At 69.0% G+C, this 22,164-nt stretch carries 22 protein-coding genes; 11 read left to right on the plus strand and 11 right to left on the minus strand.

The window, feature by feature from the left end:
- On the minus strand, nucleotides 1–663 hold the full coding sequence (locus DIE02_RS08950; RefSeq protein ID WP_044844495.1) for a response regulator: 663 nt from the start codon (nucleotides 661–663) through the stop codon (nucleotides 1–3).
- Nucleotides 664–846: 183 nt separating this feature from the next.
- Here DIE02_RS08950 and dacB point away from each other — a divergent pair, with 183 nt between their 5' ends.
- The 3 genes from dacB (at nucleotide 847) to DIE02_RS08965 (ending at nucleotide 4,979) form a co-directional block, all read left to right on the plus strand.
- A complete protein-coding gene (gene dacB / locus DIE02_RS08955; RefSeq protein ID WP_124486928.1) occupies nucleotides 847–2,382 on the plus strand; it encodes a D-alanyl-D-alanine carboxypeptidase/D-alanyl-D-alanine-endopeptidase in 1,536 nt (511 codons plus the stop codon).
- A 441-nt stretch (nucleotides 2,383–2,823) separates the two neighbouring features.
- A complete protein-coding gene (locus DIE02_RS08960) occupies nucleotides 2,824–3,738 on the plus strand; it encodes a sterol desaturase family protein (protein ID WP_124486927.1) in 915 nt (304 codons plus the stop codon).
- Between the two features lie 95 nt (nucleotides 3,739–3,833).
- A complete protein-coding gene (locus tag DIE02_RS08965) occupies nucleotides 3,834–4,979 on the plus strand; it encodes an SGNH/GDSL hydrolase family protein (protein ID WP_124486926.1) in 1,146 nt (381 codons plus the stop codon).
- A gap of 91 nt (nucleotides 4,980–5,070) precedes the next feature.
- Here the strand turns inward: DIE02_RS08965 and DIE02_RS08970 are convergent, their stop codons facing one another.
- The 6 genes from DIE02_RS08970 to pyk form a co-directional block, all read right to left on the minus strand.
- Entirely contained in the window at nucleotides 5,071–6,099 is a 1,029-nt protein-coding gene (locus DIE02_RS08970; protein ID WP_044844499.1) for an L-threonylcarbamoyladenylate synthase, read from the minus strand.
- Between the two features lie 11 nt (nucleotides 6,100–6,110).
- Nucleotides 6,111–7,304 carry a 5-(carboxyamino)imidazole ribonucleotide synthase gene (locus tag DIE02_RS08975; RefSeq protein WP_044844500.1) on the minus strand — a complete coding sequence of 398 codons (1,194 nt, stop codon included), beginning with the start codon at nucleotides 7,302–7,304 and terminating at the stop codon, nucleotides 6,111–6,113.
- Nucleotides 7,305–7,392: 88 nt separating this feature from the next.
- Entirely contained in the window at nucleotides 7,393–7,914 is a 522-nt protein-coding gene (gene purE / locus DIE02_RS08980) for a 5-(carboxyamino)imidazole ribonucleotide mutase (protein WP_044844501.1), read from the minus strand.
- A gap of 17 nt (nucleotides 7,915–7,931) precedes the next feature.
- Nucleotides 7,932–8,822 carry a phosphoribosylaminoimidazolesuccinocarboxamide synthase gene (locus DIE02_RS08985; protein WP_044844502.1) on the minus strand — a complete coding sequence of 297 codons (891 nt, stop codon included), beginning with the start codon at nucleotides 8,820–8,822 and terminating at the stop codon, nucleotides 7,932–7,934.
- A gap of 231 nt (nucleotides 8,823–9,053) precedes the next feature.
- On the minus strand, nucleotides 9,054–10,118 hold the full coding sequence (gene fba, locus DIE02_RS08990) for a class II fructose-bisphosphate aldolase (protein WP_044844503.1): 1,065 nt from the start codon (nucleotides 10,116–10,118) through the stop codon (nucleotides 9,054–9,056).
- Between the two features lie 312 nt (nucleotides 10,119–10,430).
- Complete coding sequence (gene pyk / locus DIE02_RS08995; RefSeq protein WP_044844504.1) at nucleotides 10,431–11,867, minus strand: pyruvate kinase; 1,437 nt, start codon at nucleotides 11,865–11,867, stop codon at nucleotides 10,431–10,433.
- Here pyk and DIE02_RS35940 point away from each other — a divergent pair.
- A complete protein-coding gene (locus DIE02_RS35940; protein WP_257773798.1) occupies nucleotides 11,866–11,994 on the plus strand; it encodes a hypothetical protein in 129 nt (42 codons plus the stop codon). The genes pyk and DIE02_RS35940 overlap by 2 nt on opposite strands.
- A gap of 157 nt (nucleotides 11,995–12,151) precedes the next feature.
- On the opposite strand, the gene DIE02_RS09000 is transcribed toward DIE02_RS35940, so the two are convergent.
- From DIE02_RS09000 to DIE02_RS09010, 3 genes are all read right to left on the minus strand, one after another.
- Nucleotides 12,152–13,348, minus strand: coding sequence for a phosphoglycerate kinase (locus DIE02_RS09000; protein ID WP_124486925.1), 1,197 nt, complete (start codon nucleotides 13,346–13,348; stop codon nucleotides 12,152–12,154).
- 279 nt (nucleotides 13,349–13,627) lie between these two features.
- On the minus strand, nucleotides 13,628–13,951 hold the full coding sequence (locus DIE02_RS09005; RefSeq protein ID WP_124486924.1) for an AzlD domain-containing protein: 324 nt from the start codon (nucleotides 13,949–13,951) through the stop codon (nucleotides 13,628–13,630).
- Nucleotides 13,948–14,703, minus strand: coding sequence for an AzlC family ABC transporter permease (locus tag DIE02_RS09010; protein WP_124486923.1), 756 nt, complete (start codon nucleotides 14,701–14,703; stop codon nucleotides 13,948–13,950). Before DIE02_RS09010 ends, DIE02_RS09005 begins: the two co-directional genes overlap by 4 nt.
- A gap of 207 nt (nucleotides 14,704–14,910) precedes the next feature.
- On the opposite strand from DIE02_RS09010, the gene DIE02_RS09015 reads away from it, so the two are divergent.
- The 6 genes from DIE02_RS09015 (at nucleotide 14,911) to DIE02_RS09040 (ending at nucleotide 19,489) form a co-directional block, all read left to right on the plus strand.
- Nucleotides 14,911–15,834: a branched-chain amino acid transaminase gene (locus DIE02_RS09015; RefSeq protein WP_047898927.1), complete on the plus strand. Its 924-nt coding sequence runs from the start codon at nucleotides 14,911–14,913 to the stop codon at nucleotides 15,832–15,834.
- Between the two features lie 50 nt (nucleotides 15,835–15,884).
- Entirely contained in the window at nucleotides 15,885–16,079 is a 195-nt protein-coding gene (locus DIE02_RS09020) for a zinc-finger domain-containing protein (protein ID WP_006749970.1), read from the plus strand.
- A gap of 141 nt (nucleotides 16,080–16,220) precedes the next feature.
- Nucleotides 16,221–17,258 carry a lipopolysaccharide heptosyltransferase II gene (waaF, locus tag DIE02_RS09025; RefSeq protein ID WP_044844509.1) on the plus strand — a complete coding sequence of 346 codons (1,038 nt, stop codon included), beginning with the start codon at nucleotides 16,221–16,223 and terminating at the stop codon, nucleotides 17,256–17,258.
- A gap of 115 nt (nucleotides 17,259–17,373) precedes the next feature.
- On the plus strand, nucleotides 17,374–17,820 hold the full coding sequence (locus tag DIE02_RS09030) for a nuclear transport factor 2 family protein (RefSeq protein WP_006749968.1): 447 nt from the start codon (nucleotides 17,374–17,376) through the stop codon (nucleotides 17,818–17,820).
- A gap of 33 nt (nucleotides 17,821–17,853) precedes the next feature.
- The gene (locus tag DIE02_RS09035) at nucleotides 17,854–18,891 is read left to right on the plus strand and encodes a hydrolase (RefSeq protein ID WP_044844510.1); all 1,038 of its coding nucleotides are present in this window, start codon (nucleotides 17,854–17,856) and stop codon (nucleotides 18,889–18,891) included.
- Nucleotides 18,884–19,489, plus strand: coding sequence for a DUF2946 family protein (locus DIE02_RS09040; RefSeq protein WP_044844511.1), 606 nt, complete (start codon nucleotides 18,884–18,886; stop codon nucleotides 19,487–19,489). The genes DIE02_RS09035 and DIE02_RS09040 overlap by 8 nt, the downstream gene beginning before the upstream one ends.
- 30 nt (nucleotides 19,490–19,519) lie before the next feature.
- Here the strand turns inward: DIE02_RS09040 and DIE02_RS09045 are convergent, their stop codons facing one another.
- Nucleotides 19,520–21,214 carry a M48 family metalloprotease gene (locus DIE02_RS09045; RefSeq protein ID WP_124486922.1) on the minus strand — a complete coding sequence of 565 codons (1,695 nt, stop codon included), beginning with the start codon at nucleotides 21,212–21,214 and terminating at the stop codon, nucleotides 19,520–19,522.
- Between the two features lie 275 nt (nucleotides 21,215–21,489).
- On the opposite strand from DIE02_RS09045, the gene moaC reads away from it, so the two are divergent.
- On the plus strand, nucleotides 21,490–21,978 hold the full coding sequence (gene moaC, locus DIE02_RS09050) for a cyclic pyranopterin monophosphate synthase MoaC (RefSeq protein WP_044844513.1): 489 nt from the start codon (nucleotides 21,490–21,492) through the stop codon (nucleotides 21,976–21,978).
- Nucleotides 21,979–22,164: the final 186 nt, after the last annotated feature.

Genomic DNA, 22,164 nt, shown 5'->3' on the forward strand with positions numbered 1-22,164 from the left:
TCAGCTTTCCTTGACGACCATGTAGCCGAGCCCGCGCACGTTGCGGATCAGGTCCGAGCCGAGCTTCTTGCGCAGCGCGTGGATGTAGACCTCGACCGTGTTGCTGCCGATCTCCTCGCCCCAGCCGTACATCTTTTCCTCGAGCTGGCTTTTCGACAGCACCGCGCCGGGCCGCGCGAGCAGCGCCTCGAGCAGCGCGAACTCGCGCGCGGACAGCGCGACGGGCGCGCCGTCGAGCGTCACCTGGTGCGACGCGGGGTCGAGCGTCAGCGCGCCGTGGCGGATCAGCGACTCGCTGCGCCCCGCCTGGCGGCGGATCAGCGCGCGCATCCGCGCGCCCAGTTCGTCGAGGTCGAACGGCTTGACGAGGTAGTCGTCGGCGCCCGCGTCGAGCCCCTTCACGCGATCGGCCACCGCATCGCGCGCGGTGACGATCAGCACTGGCAGCGACTGCCCGCGCGCGCGCAGCGTGCGCAGCACGTCGATGCCGTCGCGCTTCGGCAGGCCGAGGTCGAGCAGCAGCAGGTCGTACGTCTCGCCGCCGAGCGCCGTGAGCGCGGCGTCGCCGTCCTGCACCCAGTCGACCGCGAAGCCGTCGGCGCGCAACGCCTTGCGTACGCCCTCGGCGATCATTCGATCGTCTTCAACAAGCAGAATCCGCATCGGAACCGGAACCCATCTGACGAGTAAGACATGGCGACCATTGTAGCGCCGCGAATCGCGTGCGCCGCCTGCAATGCAACAGAAAGGCGGATTGCAAGGGGCGTGTGCGCACTTGTCTCTACAATGTGCGCTCCGGCGCCGCGCGCGCCCTGCCCGAGCCCGATGCTTTTCCCGTATTCGCCCATGCCGATTTCCGATTTTTCCGCCCGGTTCGCCCCCCGCGCCCGCCCCTTCCTGCGTGCGGCCGCCGTCGTCGCCACCTGCACGGCCCTTGCGTTCGCACCGTCCGCCCAGGCCCGCAAGAAGTCCCACAAGGAAGCGCGCAAGACCGCCGTGGTGTCGCCCGCCGCGCGGGCGGCCGGCCTGCCGGCGTCCGTGCTCGTCGCACTGCAGCGCGCGAAGGTGCCGGCCTCGGCGATGAGCGTCGTCGTCGAGCGCGTCGGCGATCCCGAGCCGCTGATCGCGTGGAACGCGAGCCGGCCGATGATGCCGGCGTCGACGATGAAGCTCGTCACGACCTTCTCGGGGCTGTCGATCCTCGGCCCCGACTTCCGCTGGCGCACCACCGCGTACGCGGACGGCCCGGTCGATCCGGACGGCACGCTGCAGGGCAACCTCTACATCAAGGGCACCGGCGATCCGAAGCTCGTACCGGAGGAACTGATCGACCTCGTCGACAAGATCCGCAAGGCGGGCATCAAGCGCGTGGCCGGCGGCCTCGTGCTCGACAAGAGCTATTTTGCCGCGTCGACACGCGACCTGCCGTCGTTCGACGACGACGTGAGCGCGCCGTACAACGTCGGCCCCGATCCGCTGTTGTATGCGTTCAAGGCCGTGTCGTTCACGGTGACGCCGGGCGACGACGGCAAGATCGCCGTCGACGTGCTGCCGCCGCTCGCGAACCTGTCGATCGACAACCAGCTGGTCGAAGGCACCGGGTCGTGCGGCGCGGCGGCCGCGGCCGCGCGTCCGACGTTGTCGGCGGGCGGCGGCGGCATCATGACCGCCTCGTTCGCCGGCGACTATCCGTTGCGCTGCGGCGCGCACACCACGAACCTCGCGATCCTCGATCACACGACGTTCTTCGCACGCGGCTTCCTCGCGCTGTGGCAGCAGGACGGCGGCACGATCGCGGGCCCCGTCAGCGAAGGCAAGGTGCCGACCACCGCACGGCCGCTCGCGGTCCATCACAGCCCCGTGCTCGGCAGCATCGTCTACGACATCAACAAGTTCAGCAACAACGTGATGGCGCGCAACCTGTTCCTGACGATCGGCGCGGTCGCCGGCAAGCCGCCCGCGACGCCCGAGCAGTCGAGTCGCGCGATTCGCGCGTTCCTGCAGAAGAGCGGGATCGCGATGCCCGACCTCGACCTCGAGAACGGCTCGGGCCTGTCGCGCGAAGAACACGTGAGCGCGCAGTCGCTCGCCGCGCTGCTGCAGGCGGCGAACGCGAGCCCCGTCGCGCAGGCGTTCATCGATTCGCTGCCGATCGCCGGCATCGACGGCACGATGAAGAACCGTCTCACCAACGCCGGCGTGCTCGGCAACGCGCACATCAAGACCGGCACGCTGCGCGACGTGCGCGCGATCGCGGGCTACGTCGCGGGCGCCGACGGGCAGAGCTACATCGTCGTCAGCTTCATCAACGACGATCGCGCCGAAGGCGCGCGTGCCGCGCACGACACGCTGCTCGAATGGATCTACGCGGGCGCGCACTGACGACGCACGCGCCGCGAAGCGGCGCACGCATGCCGCGCTGCCGGCTTGCGTCGATCGCGGGCGGCGCCACATGTCGGGGCGCCCCGCACCCCGGGCGTTCTCGCCGCGCGGTTTGAAACGGTCCCGGCCGCCGGCGCGCCGCGCAGCGCCCGCCAGCCGTGCCCATGAAACGGGGCCGCACCGCGTGGCCCCGTTCCGCATGGCTTCCGTAGAAACCCTGTCCTCAAGAAAACGCCGGGCCGCCCCCAGGTTTTCCGCCCCGCACGACGCCCCCTCGGCGGCCTGGCGCGAAGCGACCGGTTTGGGCCGCTCAGAGGGAACCCTCTACGCTGCCCCCTCGCCTAGCGCGTGCCGATTGCGTAGGCTGTTGGCCTGACCGATATCTACAACGGGCCATACGCCCGGCCTCACGGCTTGCAGGGGAAAGGAGGAGACACGTCCATGCGATTCGACGTCGAATTGCTTCTGCTCGCGCTGGCGCCCGTCTTCCTGCTCTGCATCGCGTGGGAGGCCTGGCACCTCGCCCGCACGCGCGCGCAGGATCATCTCTATGCGTGGCGCGACACGCTGTGCAATGCGGCGCTCGCGCTGATGCACCAGGCCGCCGACAAGCTCGCGTGGCTGTTCGTGATCCCCGTTTATGCGTACTGCTACGCACATTTCCGGCTGTTCACGTGGCACGACGGCTGGCTGTCGTTCGCCGTGCTGTTCGTCGGCCAGGATCTCCTCTACTACGGGTTCCATCGCGCGAGCCATCGCGTGCGCTGGCTGTGGGCCGCGCACGTCGTGCACCACTCGTCCGAGCGGATGAATTTCTCGACCGCGTTCCGGCAGAGCCTGATGTATCCCGTCGCGGGCATGTGGGCGTTCTGGCTGCCGCTCGCGTTCCTCGGCTTTCCGCCTCAGCAGATCGTCGGCGTCGTGCTGATCAACCTCGCGTTCCAGTTCTTCGTGCATACGCAGGCGATCGGCAAGCTCGGCTGGCTCGAATACGTGCTCAACACGCCGTCGATCCATCGCGCGCACCATGCACGCAACCCGCGCTACATCGACCGCAATTACGCAGGTGTGCTCGTGATCTGGGATCGCCTGTTCGGCAGCTACGTCGAGGAGTCGCCCGACGATCCGCCGCAATTCGGAATCGTCGAGCCACTCGGCTCGAACAACCCGCTCGTCGCGACGTTTCACGAGTGGGTGTCGATGGCGGCCGACGCGTTGCGCGTCCGTGGATGGCGCAACAAGCTGCGCGCGATTTTCGGCCCGCCCGAATGGGCGAGCGCTTATCATGCGCAGATCACCGAGGCCGCAAACCACGATCCGCGCACCACGCCGCTCGCGGCCGTGCGCGACCAATAAACCGCTTCAGCCAACGGCCGCCGCGCAGCCAGTACCGGAGGAGACGCGCGGCAGATGCACAATACATCAGGCCATATCTACGAGGAGATCCATCGATGCAGTCACGACAACACACTCCGTCGCGCAACCGCCAACGCCTGCTGCGCACCGCGCAAGTCGCGATCGCGGGCGCCGCGCTCGCCTTGCTCGCCGCATGCGGCGGCGGTGACGACAACAACAGCAGCAGCGCGTCGAACACGCCGCCGTCCGGCGTGAAGATGCAGATCGTGTCGTTCGGCGACAGCCTGTCGGACGCCGGCACCTACTCGCAGATCAAGCTCGGCTTCGGCGGCGGCCGCTTCACGACCAACCCCGGCCAGGTGTGGACCCAGGATGTCGCGCAGTACTACGGCGACACGCTGCAGCCCGCGAACCAGGGCGGCTTCGGCATTCCGCTGCAGGCGACGGGCGGCCTCGGCTATGCACAGGGCGGCTCGCGCGTGACGCTGCAGCCGGGCATCGGCCACGCGGACGCGAGCGTGCCGAACGCCGACTACGCGCAGGCGACCACGACGCCGATCGCCGATCAGGTCAAGCAGTACCTGACGCAGCACGGCAGCTTCAACGCCGGCCAGATCGTGCTGGTCAACGGCGGCGCGAACGACATCTTCTACCAGGCGCAGGTCGCGCAGGCGCAAGGCAACACGCCGGCCGCGCAACTCGCGGCGGCGCAGGCGATCGGCCTGGCCGCGCAGCAGCTCGGCGGGATCGTCCAGCAGATCGTCGCGGCGGGCGCGGCGCACGTGTACGTGTCGAACGTGCCGGACATCGGCGGCACGCCGCTCGCGCTGCAGGGCGGCGCGCAGACGCAGGCCGCGTTCACGCAACTGTCGGGGCTGTTCAACCAGACGCTCGCCGGCACGCTGGCTGCGCTGAAGGTCGACACGACGAAGGTCGCGTTGCTCGACACGTTCACGTGGCAGGACGGCATCGCGGCCAACTACCAGGCGAACGGCTTCAGCGTGTCGAACACCGACACCGCGTGCAACCTGAAGGCGATGGTCGCGGCCGCGACGCAGTACGGCGTCGCGAACGCGACCGCATTCGGCTCGTCGCTGTTCTGCTCGCCGCAGACCTACACGGTCCCGAACGCGGACCAGACCTACATGTTCGCCGACACGGTCCACCCGACGACGCGCCTGCACGCGCTGTTCGCACAGTTCGTGGAGAAGCAGATCGCGGCTTCGGGCGTCGGCAAATAAGCCGCCCGCCACGCGCGCAAACAATAACGCCCGACCGGTTCGCCGGTCGGGCGTTGTTTCATTCCGGAGCGGACGGCGTCGGAAAGCCGCGTCAGTCGCGCGCTTCGAACGCCGCGGCCGCACGACCGAGACGATCGTTGACCGCGATCCACTCGACGGTCTCGGGCAGCTTCTCGACGAGAATGCGGGCGACCTGCGCACGATCGAGCGCGCGCAGCATCCCGTACAGATCGCGCGCATATGCCTGCGGATCTTCCGGCGCCGCGACGAAATGCACGCCGTCGGCCTGCGCCCAGCGTCCCGCGCGCGACGCGCGCGCGACGAGCGCGACGCGTTCGCCGTCGGTCTGCGCGGCCGCGAGCAGCGGCTCGAGCGCGTCGAACGGCAGCAGCGCGAGCGGCGTGCGCGGCGCGTAATGCGCCTTCAGCGTGCCGGACGCGCGCGGCGCGGTCGCATCGCTGCCGTCGGGCAGGCGCGGCGCGCGGCCGAGCACGTCGGCGATCTGCTGCGGCGTCACGTGGCCCGGGCGCAGCAGCGCCGGAAAACCGCGCGACAGGTCGAGGATCGTCGATTCGATGCCGACTTCCGACGGACCGCCGTCGAGCACGTGCACGGTGTCGCCGAATTCTTCGCGCACATGTTGAGCGGTGGTCGGGCTCACGTGGCCGAAGCGGTTCGCGGACGGCGCGGCGACGCCGCCGTGGCCGCCGCGCCGCGCGCTGAATGCGGCCAGCAGCGCCTGCGCGACCGGATGCGACGGACAGCGCAGGCCGACCGAATCCTGGCCGCCGCTCACGGCATCCGGAATGCGCGCATGACGCTTCAGGATCAGCGTCAGCGGGCCCGGCCAGAATGCATCGATCAGCGCCTGCGCATCGGCCGGCAGGTCGTCGGCCCAGTAGCCCGGGTCGCCGCCGGGCGGCAGATGCACGATCACCGGATGGTTCGCCGGCCGCCCTTTCGCCGCATAGATGCGCGCGACGGCCTCGGGATTCGCCGCGTCGCCGCCGAGCCCGTACACGGTTTCGGTCGGGAATGCGACGAGTTGCCCCGCGTCGAGCAGCGCGGCAGCCGCGTCGATCTGCGCGGGCGTCACGGTGTTCGGGAGATCGATGGACATCGGCCGGTGCCTCAGTCGAGCGGCACGCGCAGCAGCTGCGCGCACGCGGTGGCCGCGGCAACCGCGTCGTCGCGCGTCTCGGCCGTGAAGTTCACATGACCCATCTTGCGGCCGACGCGCGCTTCTTCCTTGCCGTACAGGTGCAGGTGCGCGGCCGGCATCGCGGCGACCGTGTCCCACGGCGGCGTGACGGCCTCGGCCGCACCGTTCGGAAACCACACGTCGCCGAGGATGTTCAGCATCGCGGCGGGCGAATGCTGGCGCGGGTTGCCGAGCGGCATGCGCGTCATCGCGCGCACCTGCTGCTCGAACTGGCTCGTTGCGCACGCATCGACCGTGTAGTGGCCGGAGTTGTGCGGGCGCGGCGCCATTTCGTTCGCGACGAACGAGCCGTCTTCCAGCACGAAGAATTCGACGCACAGCACGCCGACGTAGCCGAGCGTATCGGCGATCCGCACGGCTGCCTGCTGCGCCTCCTCGACGCGCGCGGCATCGGCGGCCGGCGCCGGCACGACCGTCAGCGCGAGGATGCCATTGTGATGCACGTTCTGCGCGAGCGGGAACGCGGCCGAGCGGCCGTCCGCGCCGCGCGCGATCAGCGCGGACACTTCGTATTTCAGCGGCAGGCGCTTCTCGAGCACGCACGGCACGCCGCCGAGCGACGCATGCGCGTCGCGCGCTTCCCGCGCGGTGCTCACGCGCACCTGGCCCTTGCCGTCGTAGCCGAGGCGCGCCGTCTTCAGGATGCCCGGCAGCACCGCGTCGAGCGCGGCATCGTCGAGCGCTGCGAGTGCCGCCGCCGATTCGATCACGACGTGCGGCGCGACCGGCACGCCCGACGCCTCGATGAAACGCTTCTCCGCGATCCGGTCCTGTGCGACCGCGACGCAGCGGCCGGCCGGCGCGACGAACGTCGTGCGCGCGAGGAAATCGAGGCTCGCGGCCGGCACGTTCTCGAATTCCGTCGACACGGCATCGCACAGTTCGGCCAGTTCGGCGAGCGCGGCTTCGTCGTCGTAGGCCGCGCGCAGGTGACGGTCGGCGACCGCGCCGGCGGGGCTCGTCGGATCGGGATCGAGCACGGCGACGCGATAGCCCATCGACTGGGCGGCAAAGCAGAACATGCGGCCGAGCTGGCCGCCGCCGACCATGCCCAGCCACGCGCCGGGCAGGATCGGGGAAACGGAATCAGGAGTTGCGGTCATGTCAGTGGTCGGTCGCAGCGGGCAACGCCCGCCGCAGTGGGGAGGATCAGGCGGCCGCTGGCATCGCAGTGCGGCCGCCGGTGCGCCGTCACGCGAGCGGCGGCAGCACCATCGCGTGCGCGGCTTCGTTCTGGCGCACGCGGAACGCGGCGAGCCGGTTCGCGTAGTCGACCGAGTTGCCGGACAGGATCGACACCGCGAACAGCGCGGCATTCGCGGCGCCGGCCTCGCCGATCGCGAACGTCGCGACCGGCACGCCCTTCGGCATCTGCACGATCGAGTGCAGCGAATCGACGCCCTTCAGGTACTTGCTCGCGACCGGCACGCCGAGCACCGGCACCGTGGTTTTCGCGGCCAGCATGCCGGGCAGGTGCGCGGCACCGCCGGCGCCCGCGATGATCGCGCGCAGCCCGCGCTCGCGCGCCTTCTCCGCGTAGTCGAACATCTCGTCGGGCATCCGGTGCGCGGACACGACCTTCGCTTCGTACGGCACGCCGAATTCCTGCAGGATCGCGACCGCGTTCTTCATCACGTCCCAGTCGGAACTCGAACCCATCAGCACGCCGACGAGCGGCGCGCTGTGCGTGTGGGCAGTCTGGACTTCACTCATTTCGTGCGTTCCTTCGTTCAGGCGAGCGGCTGGCCGGTGATGCGCTCGAGCGCTTCCTGGTACTTCGCGGCCGTCTTCTCGACGACGTCGGCCGGCAATGCCGGTGCCGGCGCGGTCTTGCCCCACGGCTGCGCCTCGAGCCAGTCGCGCACGAACTGCTTGTCGAACGACGGCGGGTTGGTGCCGACCTGGTACTGGTCGGCCGGCCAGAAGCGCGACGAATCGGCCGTCAGCACTTCGTCCATCAGGTACAGCTTGCCGTGGTTGTCGAGGCCGAATTCGAACTTCGTGTCGGCGATGATGATGCCGCGCGTCGCCGCGTAGTCGGCTGCTTCCTTGTACAGGCGGATCGAGATGTCGCGGATCGTCGCGGCCAGCTCGGTGCCGATGCGGCGCTCGGTTTCCTCGAACGTGATGTTCTCGTCGTGCTCGCCGAGCTCGGCCTTCGCGGCCGGCGTGAAGATCGGCTCGGGCAGCTTCTGCGCGTTCTGCAGGCCTTCCGGCAGCTTGACGCCGCACACGGCGCCCGACGCCTGGTATTCCTTCCAGCCGCTGCCGGCCAGGTAGCCGCGCACGACCGCCTCGATCATGATCGGCTCGAGGCGCTTGACGACCACGGCGCGGCCCTTGACCTGCTCGACCTCGTCGGCCGCGACGACCGCTTCCGGCGCGTCGCCCGTCAGGTGGTTCGGCACGATGTGCGCGAGCTTGTCGAACCAGAAGTTCGCCATCTGGTTCAGCACGCGGCCCTTGTTCGGAATCGGCTCGCCCATGATCACGTCGAATGCCGACAGGCGATCGGTCGTGACGATCAGGAGCTTGTCGTTGCCGACCGCGTAGTTGTCGCGGACCTTGCCGCGACCGAGGAGCGGCAGCGAGCGGAGCGTGGATTCGTAAAGGGTAGACATCGTCTTTTCGCAGATAAGGAGCCAAACAAAAAGGGAAACGCCGTTCCCCGCGGCAGGCGGGAACGGCGGTCTTGCAATGCGTCGGCGAACCGCCGGGAGATCACGCCCGTCGGTTGCCGGCCGGCCCTTGTTCGGCCGGACGGAACGGCTGCCGGAGCCGGATCCGATCCGGCCCCAAGGCAGTCAGCCCCGGCCCGGCGCGAAACCGGGCGGGGCAATCGTACTACAGTCTCAGCGCACGACCTGCGCGAGCGCGCCGGACTTGTACTGTTCGGCGATCTTGTCGAGCGACACCGGCTTGATCTTCGCGGCCTGGCCTTCGCAGCCGAACGCGAGGTAGCGGTCGACGCAGACCTGCTTCGCCGCTTCGCGCGCGGGCTTCAGGTAGTCGCGCGGATCGAACTTGCCCGGGTTCTCGAACAGGTAGCGGCGGATCGCGCCGGTGATCGCGAGACGCAGGTCGGTGTCGATGTTGATCTTGCGCACGCCGTGCTTGATGCCTTCCTGGATTTCCTCGACCGGCACGCCGTAGGTTTCCTTCATGTCGCCGCCGAATTCGCGGATCTCGGCCAGCAGTTCCTGCGGCACCGACGACGAACCGTGCATCACGAGGTGCGTGTTCGGGATGCGTGCGTGGATTTCCTTGATGCGCTGGATCGACAGGATGTCGCCCGTCGGCTTCTTCGAGAACTTGTACGCGCCGTGCGAGGTACCGATCGCGATCGCGAGCGCGTCGCACTGCGTGAGCTTCACGAAGTCGGCGGCCTGCTCCGGATCGGTCAGCAGCTGCTCGCGGGTCATCGTGCCTTCCGCGCCGTGGCCGTCTTCCTTGTCGCCCTTCATCGTCTCGAGCGAGCCGAGCACGCCGAGTTCGGCTTCGACCGTCACGCCGATCGAGTGCGCCATCTCGACGACCTTGCGCGACACGTCGACGTTGTATTCGTACGAGGCGACCGTCTTGCCGTCGGCTTCGAGCGAACCGTCCATCATCACGCTGGTGAAACCGCTGCGGATCGCGGCCGTGCAGACCGCCGGCGACTGGCCGTGATCCTGGTGCATCACGACCGGGATGTGCGGATACGACTCGACCGCCGCTTCGATCAGGTGGCGCAGGAACGGCTCGCCCGCGTACTTACGCGCACCGGCCGATGCCTGCATGATCACGGGCGCGCCGACCTGGTCCGCTGCCGCCATGATCGCCTGGACCTGCTCCAGGTTGTTCACGTTGAAGGCCGGCAGGCCGTAACCGTGCTCTGCCGCGTGGTCCAGCAATTGACGCATTGATACGAGAGGCATTGTGGAACTCCTTGGAATGAAAACCGGTGCGCCCTGACGCCGGCGCGGCGCTCGCTCCCCGTCGAATCCGGGGCGGCACGGCGCGGCTGAGCGTCGAATAGCCGCATTTTATCGCGAAGCGCCTCCGATTCCGACCGCCCGGTGGCGCGTACTCGCATTTTGTTACCTTCGCACGGCACAATGCGGCCAAAAAACAGAAAAAAAGCCGCGCGGGGCATCGAACCCCACGCGGCTTTCGTCGAATAAACGGTGCCCGATCAGTTCGGGCGGCCGTCGGACCGGTCGACGGACCGGCCCGGTGCACGCCGGCGCTCAATAATGTTCGCCGACCCGCACGATCTTCAGCGTGTTGGTGCCGCCCGCCTGCCCCATCGGCTCGCCGACGGTCAGCACGACCATGTCGCCGTGCTGGACGTAGCCCTGCTTGACGACGATCTCGAGCGCCGCCTGCAGCGCCGAGTCGCGGTCGCTGTTGAAGTCGACGTGCAGCGGCGTCACGTTGCGGTACAGCGCCATCGTGCGCTCGCTGCCGACGCGCGGCGTCAGCGCGAAGATCGGCACGTGCGTGTAGTGACGCGACATCCACAGCGCGGTCGCGCCCGATTCGGTCAGCGCGACGATCGCCTTCGCACCCAGGTGATAGGCGGTAAACAACGCGCCCATCGCGATCGACTGGTCGATTCGCGTGAACGTGCGGTCGAGGAAATCCTTGTCGAGTTCGACGTGTTCCGACTTTTCCGCCTCGACGCACACGGCCGCCATCGTCTCGATCGTGACGACCGGGTACTTGCCGGCGGCCGTCTCGGCCGACAGCATCACCGCGTCGGTACCGTCGAGCACCGCGTTCGCGACGTCCGACACTTCCGCGCGGGTCGGCACGGGCGCGTGGATCATCGATTCCATCATCTGCGTCGCGGTGATCACGAGCTTGTTCGACTCGCGCGCCATCCGGATCATGCGCTTCTGCAGCGCCGGCACGGCCGCGTTGCCGACCTCCACCGCGAGGTCACCGCGCGCGACCATGATGCCGTCGGACGCGTCGAGGATGCTCTGCAGCGCCGGAATCGCCTCCGCGCGCTCGATCTTCGCGATCATCTTCGGCTTGATGCCGTACGGCGCGCCCGCGATGTTCGCGAGCTGGCGCGCCATTTCCATGTCGGTCGCGTTCTTCGGGAACGACACCGCGACGAGATCCGCGCCGAGCGACATCGCCGTGCGGATGTCTTCCATGTCCTTCGCGGTCAGCGCGGGCGCCGACAGGCCGCCGCCCTGGCGGTTGATCCCCTTGTTGTTCGACAGCTCGCCGCCCACCTTGACGATCGTGTGAATCTCGTCGCCGAGCACGCGCTCGACGGTCAGCACGATCAGGCCGTCGTTCAGCAGCAGCAGGTCGCCCGGCTTCAGGTCGCGCGGCAGTTCCTTGTAGTCGAGGCCGACCCGCTCGTCGTTGCCGAGCTCGCAGCCCGCGTCGAGGATGAAGGCCTGGCCCGGCACGAGCGTCGTCTTGCCGTTCTCGAACTTGCCGACGCGGATCTTCGGGCCCTGGAGGTCGGCCATGATCGCGATCTCGCGGCCGACCCTGCGGGCGGCCTCGCGCACCATCTCGGCGCGCTGGCGGTGATCGTCGGCCGTGCCGTGCGAAAAATTGAGCCGCACGACGTCGAGGCCCGCCTGCATCATCTGCAGCAGAATCTCCGGCGAACTGGAAGCCGGGCCGATCGTGGCGACTATCTTGGTGGCGCGCTGCATGAAACTCCTCATCTGGATCAAGGTGGATGCGCTGGGTGAAACGCTGCGAGAGCCGGAATCGGCGAGCCCAGCGGCGGCCGTTCCGGGGGGCGTGCCGGTGCTTGCGCCCGGCATCGCTTTGTTCTGAATCTCGTGGTGCTGCATGGCCGCGTCGCCGGCGGCCGCCGGTGCGCGCGGGGTGGAGTTCGCCCGCGCGGGCGCGCGTTTGCGCTTGCCCGCGCCGGCCGGCTGCTCCGCTTTCGCGGAGCGCACGGCCTTCGTCACCCCTGCGCGCGCCACCACGCTCAGGCCGCCCGCGTTTCGAGCACTTCCACGGCCGGCAGCTTCTTCCCCTCGAGGAACTCGAGGAAGGCGCCGCCGCCCGTCGAGATGTAGCTGACCTGGTCGTGGATGCCGTACTTCGCGATGGCCGCGAGCGTGTCGCCGCCGCCCGCGATCGAGAACGCGGACGATTTGGCGATCGCTTCGGCGAGCGTCTTGGTGCCGTTGCCGAACTGGTCGAACTCGAACACGCCGACCGGGCCATTCCACACGATCGTGCCGGCCTTCTCGAGCTGGCTGGCGAGCGCGCGGGCCGTATCCGGGCCGATGTCGAGGATCATGTCGTCCGCTTCGATGTCGGCGACCTGCTTCACCGTGGCTGCTGCCGTCGGCGAGAATTCCTTGGCGGTGACGACGTCGCTCGGGATCGGCACCGACGCGCCGCGCTCGCGCGCCTCGTCGATGATCGCCTTCGCCTCGGCGACGAGATCGGCTTCCGCGAGCGACTTGCCGATCGACAGGCCGGCCGCGAGCATGAACGTGTTCGCGATGCCGCCGCCGACGATCAGCTGGTCGACCTTGCCGGCCAGCGACTTGAGAATGGTCAGCTTGGTCGACACCTTGGAACCGGCGACGATCGCGACCAGCGGACGCGCCGGATTGCCGAGCGCCTTGCCGAGCGCGTCGAGTTCGGCGGCCAGCAGCGGGCCCGCGCACGCGACGGGCGCGTACTTCGCGATCCCGTGGGTGGTCGCTTCCGCGCGGTGCGCGGTGCCGAACGCGTCGTTCACGTACACGTCGCAGAGCTTCGCCATCTTCTGGGCGAGCTCGTCCGAATTCTTCTTCTCGCCCTTGTTCACGCGGCAGTTCTCGAGCAGCACGACCTGGCCCGGCGCGACGGTCACGCCGTTCTCGACCCAGTTCGAGACGAGCGGCACGTCGCGGCCGAGCAGTTCGGCGAGTCGCTTCGCGACCGGCGCGAGCGAGTCTTCCGGCTTGAATTCGCCTTCGGTCGGACGACCGAGGTGCGACGTGACCATCACGGCCGCGCCGGCGTCGAGCGCGGCCTGGATGGCCGGCACGGACGCGCGCACGCGCGTGTCTTCGGTGATGTTGCCTTGATCGTCCTGCGGGACGTTCAGGTCGGCGCGGATGAACACCCGCTTGCCGGCGAGCTGGCCGGCGGCGATCAGGTCGGTAAGACGCTTGACTTGGCTCATGTTGAACAGATTGAAGTAGTGGATGGGGAAAGGGGGTTCACGCTGGACGTGCGCGGGCTGCCGCGAAAGGGCGCCGGATGCGGCCGTGGCTGGCGGTTCGCATGACGCGCACGGGTAAAAAATCTCGAACGGGCATTCTAGCCGATCCATCCGGCAGACTGACCCGTGCGGCGGCGAATTCCGCCTATTTGGGATCGCGCGTGGCCATCGACACATTGCCGCAACGCAGCAATGCGCGCGCGCCAGCGGCCGGCCCCGGCCGGCCGGCGCGGCGATTCGTCAGAAGATCAGGCGCAGCACGGTGAAGACGAGCATCCCGATGACGATCGTACCGAGCATGCTGCGCCGCCACAAGAACCAGCCGAGGCCGGCGAGCGCCGCGTAGAACGGGTGATTGGACAGCGCGAACGACAGCCCGGCCGGCGTTTCGAGCACGTCGGGCAGCACGACCGCGACGAGCGCGGCGGCCGGCGCGTAGCGCAGCGCGCGCTGGGCGCGCTCGGGCAGCACGGTGCGTTCGCCGCCGAGCAGGAACAGCGCGCGCGTGACGGCCGTGACGACCGTCATCCCGACGATGACGATCCAGATCTCGGTCGCGCTCATTCGATCTCCTTCTCGTGCACGGTTTCGGTACGGATGCGCCGCCAGTCGGCCCGTTCGACGAAGAAATCGGCCATGCTGCCCGCCGCGAGCGCGGCCAGCACCGCGATCGGCAGCGCGAGCCGGTACGGCAGGTCGAACGCGACGAGCGACACGATGCCGGCGACCGCGACGGCCGCGAGCGTCGAGCGGTTCGCGACCGCCGACACCATGATCGGGATCAGCGCGAGCGTGCCGGCCAGCTCCAGCCCCCAGCTCGCGGGAACGAAGCTCGCGAGCAGGATGCCGGCGAGCGACGACGCCTGCCACGACGCCCAGCTCGCGAGCGCCATCCCCCAGAAATACGCCTCCTTGCCCGGCACGTGGCCGTTCGCGAAGCCCTGTTTCTGGAACAGCAGGTAGATCACGTCGCCGTTGAAATAGCCGATCGCGAGGCGCCGCCACAGCGGCAGGTAGGAAAAATGGGGAGCAAGCCCGGCGCTGAAGATCACGAAGCGCAGGTTGACCATCGTGGCCGTGAGCAGGATCGTCCAGATCGGCAGCTTCGCGACGAGGAGCGGCAGCACCGCGAGCTGCGACGAGCCCGCGTAGACGAAGATCGACATCGCGCTCGCCTGCCCGAGCGTCATCACCGACTTGCTCATCGCGACGCCGGTGACGAGCCCCCAGGACAGGATCGCCATCAGGGTCGGGGAATAGTCGCGCGCGCCCTGGATCAGCGCGAAGCGGTCGGTGGCGGACAATCGAGCGAGCATGGGAAAGCGGGCCGCAGCGGGCGGTTCGTCCGGGCTCCGGCGTCTCCCGCCGGCACGGCCCGTCGTCATTGGAATCGGTGCCGGACGATTATAGCCCCGGCCCTCGGCCGACCGACCGGCTCGACGCCAAATGACGCTAAAATATGCGTCTTTCCGGCTCAACGCTGCACACAACCCGCAGCACCTCACCGCTTCCAGGAGAATCCTATGTCAATGGCCGACCGCGACGGCAAGATCTGGATGGACGGCAAGCTGATCGACTGGCGCGACGCCAAGATCCACGTCCTGACCCATACGCTGCACTACGGCATGGGCGTCTTCGAGGGCGTGCGTGCGTACAAGACGGCCGACGGCAGCACCGCGATCTTCCGTCTGCGCGAGCACACCAAACGTCTGCTGAATTCGGCGAAGATCTTCCAGATGGACGTGCCGTTCGACCGGGAAACGCTCGAAGCCGCGCAGCTCGAAGTCGTGCGCGAGAACAAGCTCGAGTCGTGCTACCTGCGCCCGATCATCTGGGTCGGCTCGGAAAAGCTCGGCGTGTCGGCGAAGGGCAACACGATCCACGTCGCGATCGCCGCATGGCCGTGGGGCGCGTACCTCGGCGAGGAAGGCCTCGCGAAGGGCATCCGCGTGAAGACGTCGTCGTTCACGCGCCACCACGTGAACGTGTCGATGGTGCGCGCGAAGGCGTCGGGCTGGTACGTGAACTCGATCCTCGCGAACCAGGAAGCGACCGCCGACGGCTACGACGAAGCGCTGCTGCTCGACGTCGACGGCTACGTGTCGGAAGGCTCCGGCGAGAACTTCTTCCTGGTGAACAACGGCAAGCTGTACACGCCCGACCTGTCGTCGTGCCTCGACGGCATCACGCGCGACACGGTCATCACGCTCGCGAAGGACGCCGGCATCGAGGTGATCGAGAAGCGCATCACGCGCGACGAGGTCTACACGGCCGACGAGGCGTTCTTCACGGGCACGGCCGCCGAAGTCACGCCGATCCGCGAACTCGACAACCGCACGATCGGCAGCGGCGCGCGCGGCCCGGTCACGGAAAAGCTCCAGTCGGCGTTTTTCGATATCGTGTCGGGCAAGAACGCGAAGTACGCGCACTGGCTGACGAAGGTCTGAGTGCGCTGCGCCACCGACCGCCCCACAAAAGAGTGATAAGAGAAAGTCTCATGAGCGAAATCAAGGAAATGCCGCTGGTCGAGCTGACGGCCAAGGATCTCCCCGCCTACTGCCCGAACCCGGCCATGGCGCGCTGGAGCGCGCACCCGCGCGTGTTCATCGACGTCTCGCACGGCGAGGCGCGCTGCCCGTACTGCGGCACGCGCTACAAGCTGCGCGACGGCGAGGTGGTCAAGGGCCACTGAGCCCCGGCCGGCCGGGCCCGCGGGCCCGCCGCACGCAAGGCGGCGCAGCCGGAATCCCGGCGCGCCGCCCTTTTCCTGTTCTGACAACCCGAACGCGGTGCCTGTGCGCCGTGCTTCATTACGACATCGGAAGTCGACCTGATGCGTCGAGCGCTGGTTATCGCACCGAACTGGATCGGTGACGCATTGATGGCGCAGCCGCTTTTTGCGCTGCTGAAGAAGCTCCATCCCCGCATCGCGATCGATGCCGTCGCGCCCACCTGGGTCGCGCCCGTGCTCGAGCGGATGCCCGAGATCCACGATGTCTACGCGACCGACCTCGCGCACGGCAAGCTGCAGCTGCTGCGCCGCTGGCAGCTCGCGAGCGACCTGCGCGACGTCGGCTACGACGCGGCGTACGTGCTGCCGAATTCGCTGAAGTCCGCGGTGATCCCGTGGCTCGCGAACATCCCGCTGCGGATCGGCTACACGGGCGAGCATCGCTACGGCCTGCTGAACGTGCGGCACGCGAACCCGGACAAATCGGCCGAGCGAGCGCCGATGACGACCCACTACGCGGCGCTCGCGTATGCGCCGGGCGCGAAGCTGCCCGAGTCGATGAAGACGCTGCCCGCGCCGCGCCTCGACGCCGACCTGAACGAGACGGCGCGCGTGTCCGCGCGTTTCAATCTCGATACGCGCAAGCCGCTCGTCGTGTTCTGCCCGGGCGCGGAATACGGCCCGGCCAAGCGCTGGCCGCCCGAACATTTCGCGACGCTCGCGACGATCGTCCACCAGTCGTTCCCGTACACGCAGATCGTCGCACTCGGCTCGCAGAAGGACGCCGCCGCCGCGCAGGCGATCGCCGACCACGCGCCGAACGTGCGCAACCTGTGCGGGCAGACGTCGCTGTCCGAGGCATGTGCGCTGATCGCGCGCGCGAACGCGGTCGTGACCAACGATTCGGGGCTGATGCACGTCGCGGCCGCGTTGCGCCGGCCGCTCGTCGCGCTGTACGGATCGACCGATCCGCGCCACACTCCTCCGCTGTCTGACCTGGCGAAGGTACAATGGCTGCATCTCGAATGCAGTCCCTGCTTCGAACGCGAGTGCCCGCTCGGCCATCTGAAGTGCCTGCGCGAACTCGGTCCCGAGCAGGTATTCGGCGATTTGCGCGGCATGCTCGTCGGGCAGCGCTGACCCTGGCCGGCAGCGTCGCACGACGCGCCGGGCAATCCGATTCACCGGTGTACGGCGGCTCCATCCGGGCCGCCGTGCTGAATACGGCGCGCGACGCGCGCGAGAGATAACCCCGATGCCACGTTTTGCCCGCCTTTTCGAAGCCGCTGCCGATACGCTGAACGCCTACTACCAGGCCGTCGCCGATGCCAATCTCGACGCGCTGCTGGGGTTGTGGATCGACGAGGACTTCGCCAGCTGCGTCTGGGCCGACGGCGAGCATCTGCACGGCCTCGACCAGATCCGCAGCGGGCTGGCCAACCGGCTCGCGACGCGCCCCGTGACGATCGAACCGCTCGACATCCGCGTATACGACAGCCTCGGCACCGTCGTCTACACGATCGCCGAAGCGCATCAGCAGGCCGACCTGACGGCCGAACCCGACATGGTTTTCGCCACGTACGTGATGATTCACGAACGCGGCGAGTGGCGCATCGCGCATATTCACGCGAGCCCGATTCCCGAACAAGCGGCCGGACAATTCGCCGCGAAGATCCGTCACGGGCAGGGTCCGCTGCACTGACGAAGAACGAAGCAACGCATTAGCGGGGCGATCATGAGTACGGCTTCTCCGCCCACCTCGCCGCTGACAGGGGCCCCGGCCCCCGACGACGATTCACTGCGCTATCGCGCACCGCGCTGGCTGCCGAACAGCCATGCCCAAACCATCGTGCCCGCGCTGTTCGCACGGCGTCCGGCGGTCGCGTACCGACGCGAGCGATGGGAAACCCCCGACCACGACTTCATCGATCTCGACTGGGTCGCGCATCTCGACAGTGCCGCGCCGCCGCCCGACGCGCCGCTGTTCGTGCTGTTCCACGGCCTCGAAGGCAGTTCCGGCTCGCACTACGCGCTGGCAATGATGGCCGCCGCGCGCGCGAAGGGCTGGCACGCCGTCGTCCCGCACTTTCGCAGCTGCAGCGGCGAACTCAACCGGCAGCCGCGCTTCTACCATCTCGCCGACAGCGCCGAGGTCGACTGGATCCTGCGCCGGCTCGCCGCGCGGCATCGCGGGCCGATCGTCGCGGCCGGCGTGTCGCTCGGCGGCAACGTGCTGCTGCGCTGGCTCGGCGAGCACCGCAGCGACACGTCGATCGTGCACGCGGCCGCCGCGATCTCGACGCCGATCGACGTGCACGCGGGCGGCCGCGCGCTGTCGCAGGGCTTCGCGATGGTCTATACGCGCAGCTTCCTGAAGACGCTGAAACGCAAGGCGCTCGCGAAGCTCGACCAGTATCCGGGGCTGTTCGACCGCGACGCGATGCTGCGGGCCGTGACGATGCGCGACTTCGACGAAGTCGTGACCGCACCGCTGCACGGCTTCGCCGACGCCGACGACTACTGGACCCAGGCCACGACGCGCCCGCTGCTGCCCGCGATCGACGTGCCCACCTTGATCCTCAACGCCCGCAACGATCCGTTCCTGCCCGAATCCGCGCTGCCGAGTGCCGCCGACGTGTCGCCGGCCGTCGAGCTCGACCAGCCGGCGGACGGCGGCCATGCGGGATTCATGACCGGGCCGTTCCCCGGCCGCCTCGACTGGCTGTCGGCGCGGGTGTTCGGCTATTGCTCGAAATTCGTCGACCATGGATGACATCGTCAGGCAGGCCCTCGCCAAGTGGCCGAACGTGCCGCACTGCACCGGCTGGCTGCTGCTCGACCGGCGCGGCGAATGGCGGCTGCGCGACGACGCCGCGCAGGCCGCCGGCGAGCTCGGCTCGCCGGTCCGGCATGCGGCGCTGAACGCGTTCATCGGGCGCAACTACGAATGCGATGCGCACGGCCAGTGGTTCTTCCAGAACGGGCCGCAACGCGTGTACGTCGAGCTCGCCTATACGCCGTGGGTCGTGCGCCTGGCCGAGCGCGACGGGCAGCTCACGCTGGCCGACCAGACCGGCGCGCCGTTCGAGCCGGACGCCGCGTGGCTCGACGATGCGGGCGGCGTGCTGTTGCGCGCGCCCGGCACGCCGCCGCGCATCGCGGCGTTGCACGACCACGACCTCGGCCTGTTCGCCGATCACGCGGACTTCGACGCGACGCCGCCCGTGCTGCGCTGGCGCGACGGGCGCACGCTGCCGCTCGGCAGTCTCGCCCGTGCCGACGTGCCGGCGACGTTCGGCTTCGTCGCGAGTCCCGCGCAGCGGGCGCACGATACGTCGGGCGCGCCGAACGGCGGCAGCACCGGAAGCTGAAGCGCAAGCGCCCTGCCCGTCTGACGGCCGTCATCCGCGGCCGTTCTTCTCGTCCTCGCGCTCTTCCTTGTAGCGCGCCTCGAATTCCAGCAGCCGCGCGCCGATGATCGACTGGTCGTAGAACGACACGTCCTTCGCGTCGCGCGCCTCCTTCAGCTGGCGAATCGCCGACGGCCACGCGCCGTCGAGCGCCAGCTTCTCCGCGAGCGCGCGGCGCCGCGCGAGCACGTCGCCACGGCCGTCGCTCGCCTTCGCGAGGTAATCCCACCAGTCCGGCTGCTCGGGGTCCGCCTGCGCCTGGGTGCGCGCGAGCGCCTGTGCGTCGGCGAAGCGGCGTGCGGCGATCAGCGCCTGCAGGTGCGCGACGATCGCCGCATGCGACGCCGGCCAGCGCCGCTGCGCGAGCGCCGCGAGCCGCACCGCGTCGTCGGTCCGTCCCGCGCGGCGGGCGATGTCGGCCGCAAGCACGTCGAGGCTCGGCGAACTCGTCGCCGGATCGTCCGCGCGCCGCTCGCGCGCGTCGAACGCGGCGCGCGCCGACGCGAGCGCCTTGTCGGCCGCATCGTACTGGCCGAGCAGCGTGTTCGCGAGCGCGATCCCGTACGCGTTCGCCGCGACGTTCGGTGCCGTCCGATCGTCGAGCTCGAGCTGCATCCGGCGCACCTCGGCCGCGATGTCGTTCGGCGCGCGGTTCTGCAGAATGCGCAACCGCGCGCGCACGAAGCCATATTCGGCCGACTGGTGCGGCTGCCGATACGGCGCGCGGCGTGCGCGATCCTCCATGTCGGCGATCCGCTCGCCCGTCAGCGGGTGCGTGCGCGCATAGGCCGGCACGCCCGCGTCGCCCATCGACGTGCGCTCGAGCCGTTCGAAGAAGCCCGGCATCCCGTACGGGTCGTAGCCGGCACCGGCGAGCAGCTGGAACCCGACGCGGTCGGCTTCGCGCTCGGCCGACCGCGAGAAGCGCAGCTGGTTGTCGACCGCATAGGCCTGCCCGCCCATCGCGATCGCGCTGCCGAGATCGCCGCTGCGCGCGAGCACGCCTGCCAGCACGCCGAGCAGCATCGTCGCGAGCGCCGTGTAGCCGGTCTTCTCGTTCGCGCCGATCATCCGCGCGATGTGCCGCTGCAGCACGTGGCCCATCTCGTGGCCGACCACCGATGCGAGTTCGGATTCCGTCTGCGTCGTGACGACCAGCCCGCTGTTGATGCCGATGAAGCCGCCCGGCATCGAGAACGCGTTGATCTGCGGATCGCGCACCGGGAACAGTTCGAAGTCCGGCATGTAGCCGCCGATGTAGCGCGCCGCCGCAGCCGCCGCGAGCCGCTTCGCGATCGCGTTCAGGTAATCGCGTGCGAGCCAGTCGTCGAGATAGTCCGGATCGCGTCGCACCTCGCGCATCACGCGCTCGCCGAGACGGCGTTCGGCCTGCGGCGTGAGCGAACCGCCGGAGCCGTCGCCGAGGTCGGGCAGCTCCAGCGTGCGCAGCGGCGCGCGCAGGCTCGCGCCGGGCGCGGACGCGCCGTCGGCGCCGGCAAACCGGCTTTCCGCGCCGCCGTAGGTGCCGAACACGCCGGTCGCGATGCCCGACGGCACCGTGGAGATCGACGGCGAGGCGCCGGTCGCCGGCTCGAGCGGCAGCGCGGAGGTGCGCTGTGCATGGCCGCTCGGCGGCAGCACGAGCGCCGCCGACAGCAACACGGCAAGCAACTGTTTGACACGCATGGCAGGATGAAAGCGACGCCGCACCGCGCGCCGGGCGCGCATTGCGGCGTGTGGTCTGAATATTCGGGTCATTGTACCGGCGACATCGCAACTGTCCCGTGCGGCAAGTGCGCCATCTGCGCGCCCGGCGCCGCGAAGGCCACTGCTATGATAGGCGCCCGTTGAAACGTTGGATCGGATCGGGGTGCAGAGAGGGATTCGGCGCCCCAACCGGTCACGAAGCAGGATCGGGTGACGTGCTCGCGCGCGCGCACGCCGTTCCACTGGAGCAAGACATGTCAGGACTGACCCATTTCGACGCTGCCGGCCACGCCCACATGGTCGACGTCGGCGGCAAGCAGGAAACGCAACGCATCGCGATCGCGCGCGGCACGATCCGGATGCTGCCGGCGACCTTCGCGCTGATCCGCGACGGCAAGGCGAAGAAAGGCGACGTGCTCGGCGTCGCGCGGATCGCCGCGATCCAGGGCGCGAAGCGCACCGCCGACCTCATTCCGCTGTGTCACCCGCTCGCGCTGACGCGCGTGGCCGTCGACTTCGAACTCGACGATGCGCTGCCGGGCGTGCACTGCGTCGCGCAGGTCGAGACGTTCGGGCGGACCGGCGTCGAGATGGAAGCGCTGACGGCCGTGCAGGTCGGGTTGCTCACCGTGTACGACATGTGCAAGGCGGTGGATCGCGGGATGGTGATCACCGAGGTGAGCGTCAGGGAGAAGCGCGGCGGGAAGTCGGGGGACTGGAAGGCGGAGGATGTCGCGGGCTGAGCGGCCCGGGCCTGGTCGATCCGGCCTGAACCACCCACGCCCGACCATTGCCCGACCGGATGACGTGCACGCCCTGCCCCGTCAGGCCGACGCGCCGACCGCATTTGAAATGTCGTTGAAAGGCAAATTCGAGATAGCTGGCGTTTATCTCATACAATTGGCGGATTCCGCACGGGAGAGCGTGCG

This window comes from Burkholderia sp. Bp8991 (genome assembly GCF_003853795.1).
Lineage (GTDB): Bacteria > Pseudomonadota > Gammaproteobacteria > Burkholderiales > Burkholderiaceae > Burkholderia.

Bases quoted from the DNA above. Each gene is read 5' to 3' on its own strand.
- DIE02_RS08950 (WP_044844495.1), bottom strand. From the start codon at position 663: ATGCGGATTCTGCTTGTTGAAGACGATCGAATGATCGCCGAGGGCGTA.
- dacB (WP_124486928.1), top strand. From the start codon at position 847: ATGCCGATTTCCGATTTTTCCGCCCGGTTCGCCCCCCGCGCCCGCCCC.
- DIE02_RS08960 (WP_124486927.1), top strand. From the start codon at position 2,824: ATGCGATTCGACGTCGAATTGCTTCTGCTCGCGCTGGCGCCCGTCTTC.
- DIE02_RS08965 (WP_124486926.1), top strand. From the start codon at position 3,834: ATGCAGTCACGACAACACACTCCGTCGCGCAACCGCCAACGCCTGCTG.
- DIE02_RS08970 (WP_044844499.1), bottom strand. From the start codon at position 6,099: ATGTCCATCGATCTCCCGAACACCGTGACGCCCGCGCAGATCGACGCG.
- DIE02_RS08975 (WP_044844500.1), bottom strand. From the start codon at position 7,304: ATGACCGCAACTCCTGATTCCGTTTCCCCGATCCTGCCCGGCGCGTGG.
- purE (WP_044844501.1), bottom strand. From the start codon at position 7,914: ATGAGTGAAGTCCAGACTGCCCACACGCACAGCGCGCCGCTCGTCGGC.
- DIE02_RS08985 (WP_044844502.1), bottom strand. From the start codon at position 8,822: ATGTCTACCCTTTACGAATCCACGCTCCGCTCGCTGCCGCTCCTCGGT.
- fba (WP_044844503.1), bottom strand. From the start codon at position 10,118: ATGCCTCTCGTATCAATGCGTCAATTGCTGGACCACGCGGCAGAGCAC.
- DIE02_RS35940 (WP_257773798.1), top strand. From the start codon at position 11,866: ATGAAACTCCTCATCTGGATCAAGGTGGATGCGCTGGGTGAAACGCTG.
- pyk (WP_044844504.1), bottom strand. From the start codon at position 11,867: ATGCAGCGCGCCACCAAGATAGTCGCCACGATCGGCCCGGCTTCCAGT.
- DIE02_RS09000 (WP_124486925.1), bottom strand. From the start codon at position 13,348: ATGAGCCAAGTCAAGCGTCTTACCGACCTGATCGCCGCCGGCCAGCTC.
- DIE02_RS09005 (WP_124486924.1), bottom strand. From the start codon at position 13,951: ATGAGCGCGACCGAGATCTGGATCGTCATCGTCGGGATGACGGTCGTC.
- DIE02_RS09010 (WP_124486923.1), bottom strand. From the start codon at position 14,703: ATGCTCGCTCGATTGTCCGCCACCGACCGCTTCGCGCTGATCCAGGGC.
- DIE02_RS09015 (WP_047898927.1), top strand. From the start codon at position 14,911: ATGTCAATGGCCGACCGCGACGGCAAGATCTGGATGGACGGCAAGCTG.
- DIE02_RS09020 (WP_006749970.1), top strand. From the start codon at position 15,885: ATGAGCGAAATCAAGGAAATGCCGCTGGTCGAGCTGACGGCCAAGGAT.
- waaF (WP_044844509.1), top strand. From the start codon at position 16,221: ATGCGTCGAGCGCTGGTTATCGCACCGAACTGGATCGGTGACGCATTG.
- DIE02_RS09030 (WP_006749968.1), top strand. From the start codon at position 17,374: ATGCCACGTTTTGCCCGCCTTTTCGAAGCCGCTGCCGATACGCTGAAC.
- DIE02_RS09035 (WP_044844510.1), top strand. From the start codon at position 17,854: ATGAGTACGGCTTCTCCGCCCACCTCGCCGCTGACAGGGGCCCCGGCC.
- DIE02_RS09040 (WP_044844511.1), top strand. From the start codon at position 18,884: ATGGATGACATCGTCAGGCAGGCCCTCGCCAAGTGGCCGAACGTGCCG.
- DIE02_RS09045 (WP_124486922.1), bottom strand. From the start codon at position 21,214: ATGCGTGTCAAACAGTTGCTTGCCGTGTTGCTGTCGGCGGCGCTCGTG.
- moaC (WP_044844513.1), top strand. From the start codon at position 21,490: ATGTCAGGACTGACCCATTTCGACGCTGCCGGCCACGCCCACATGGTC.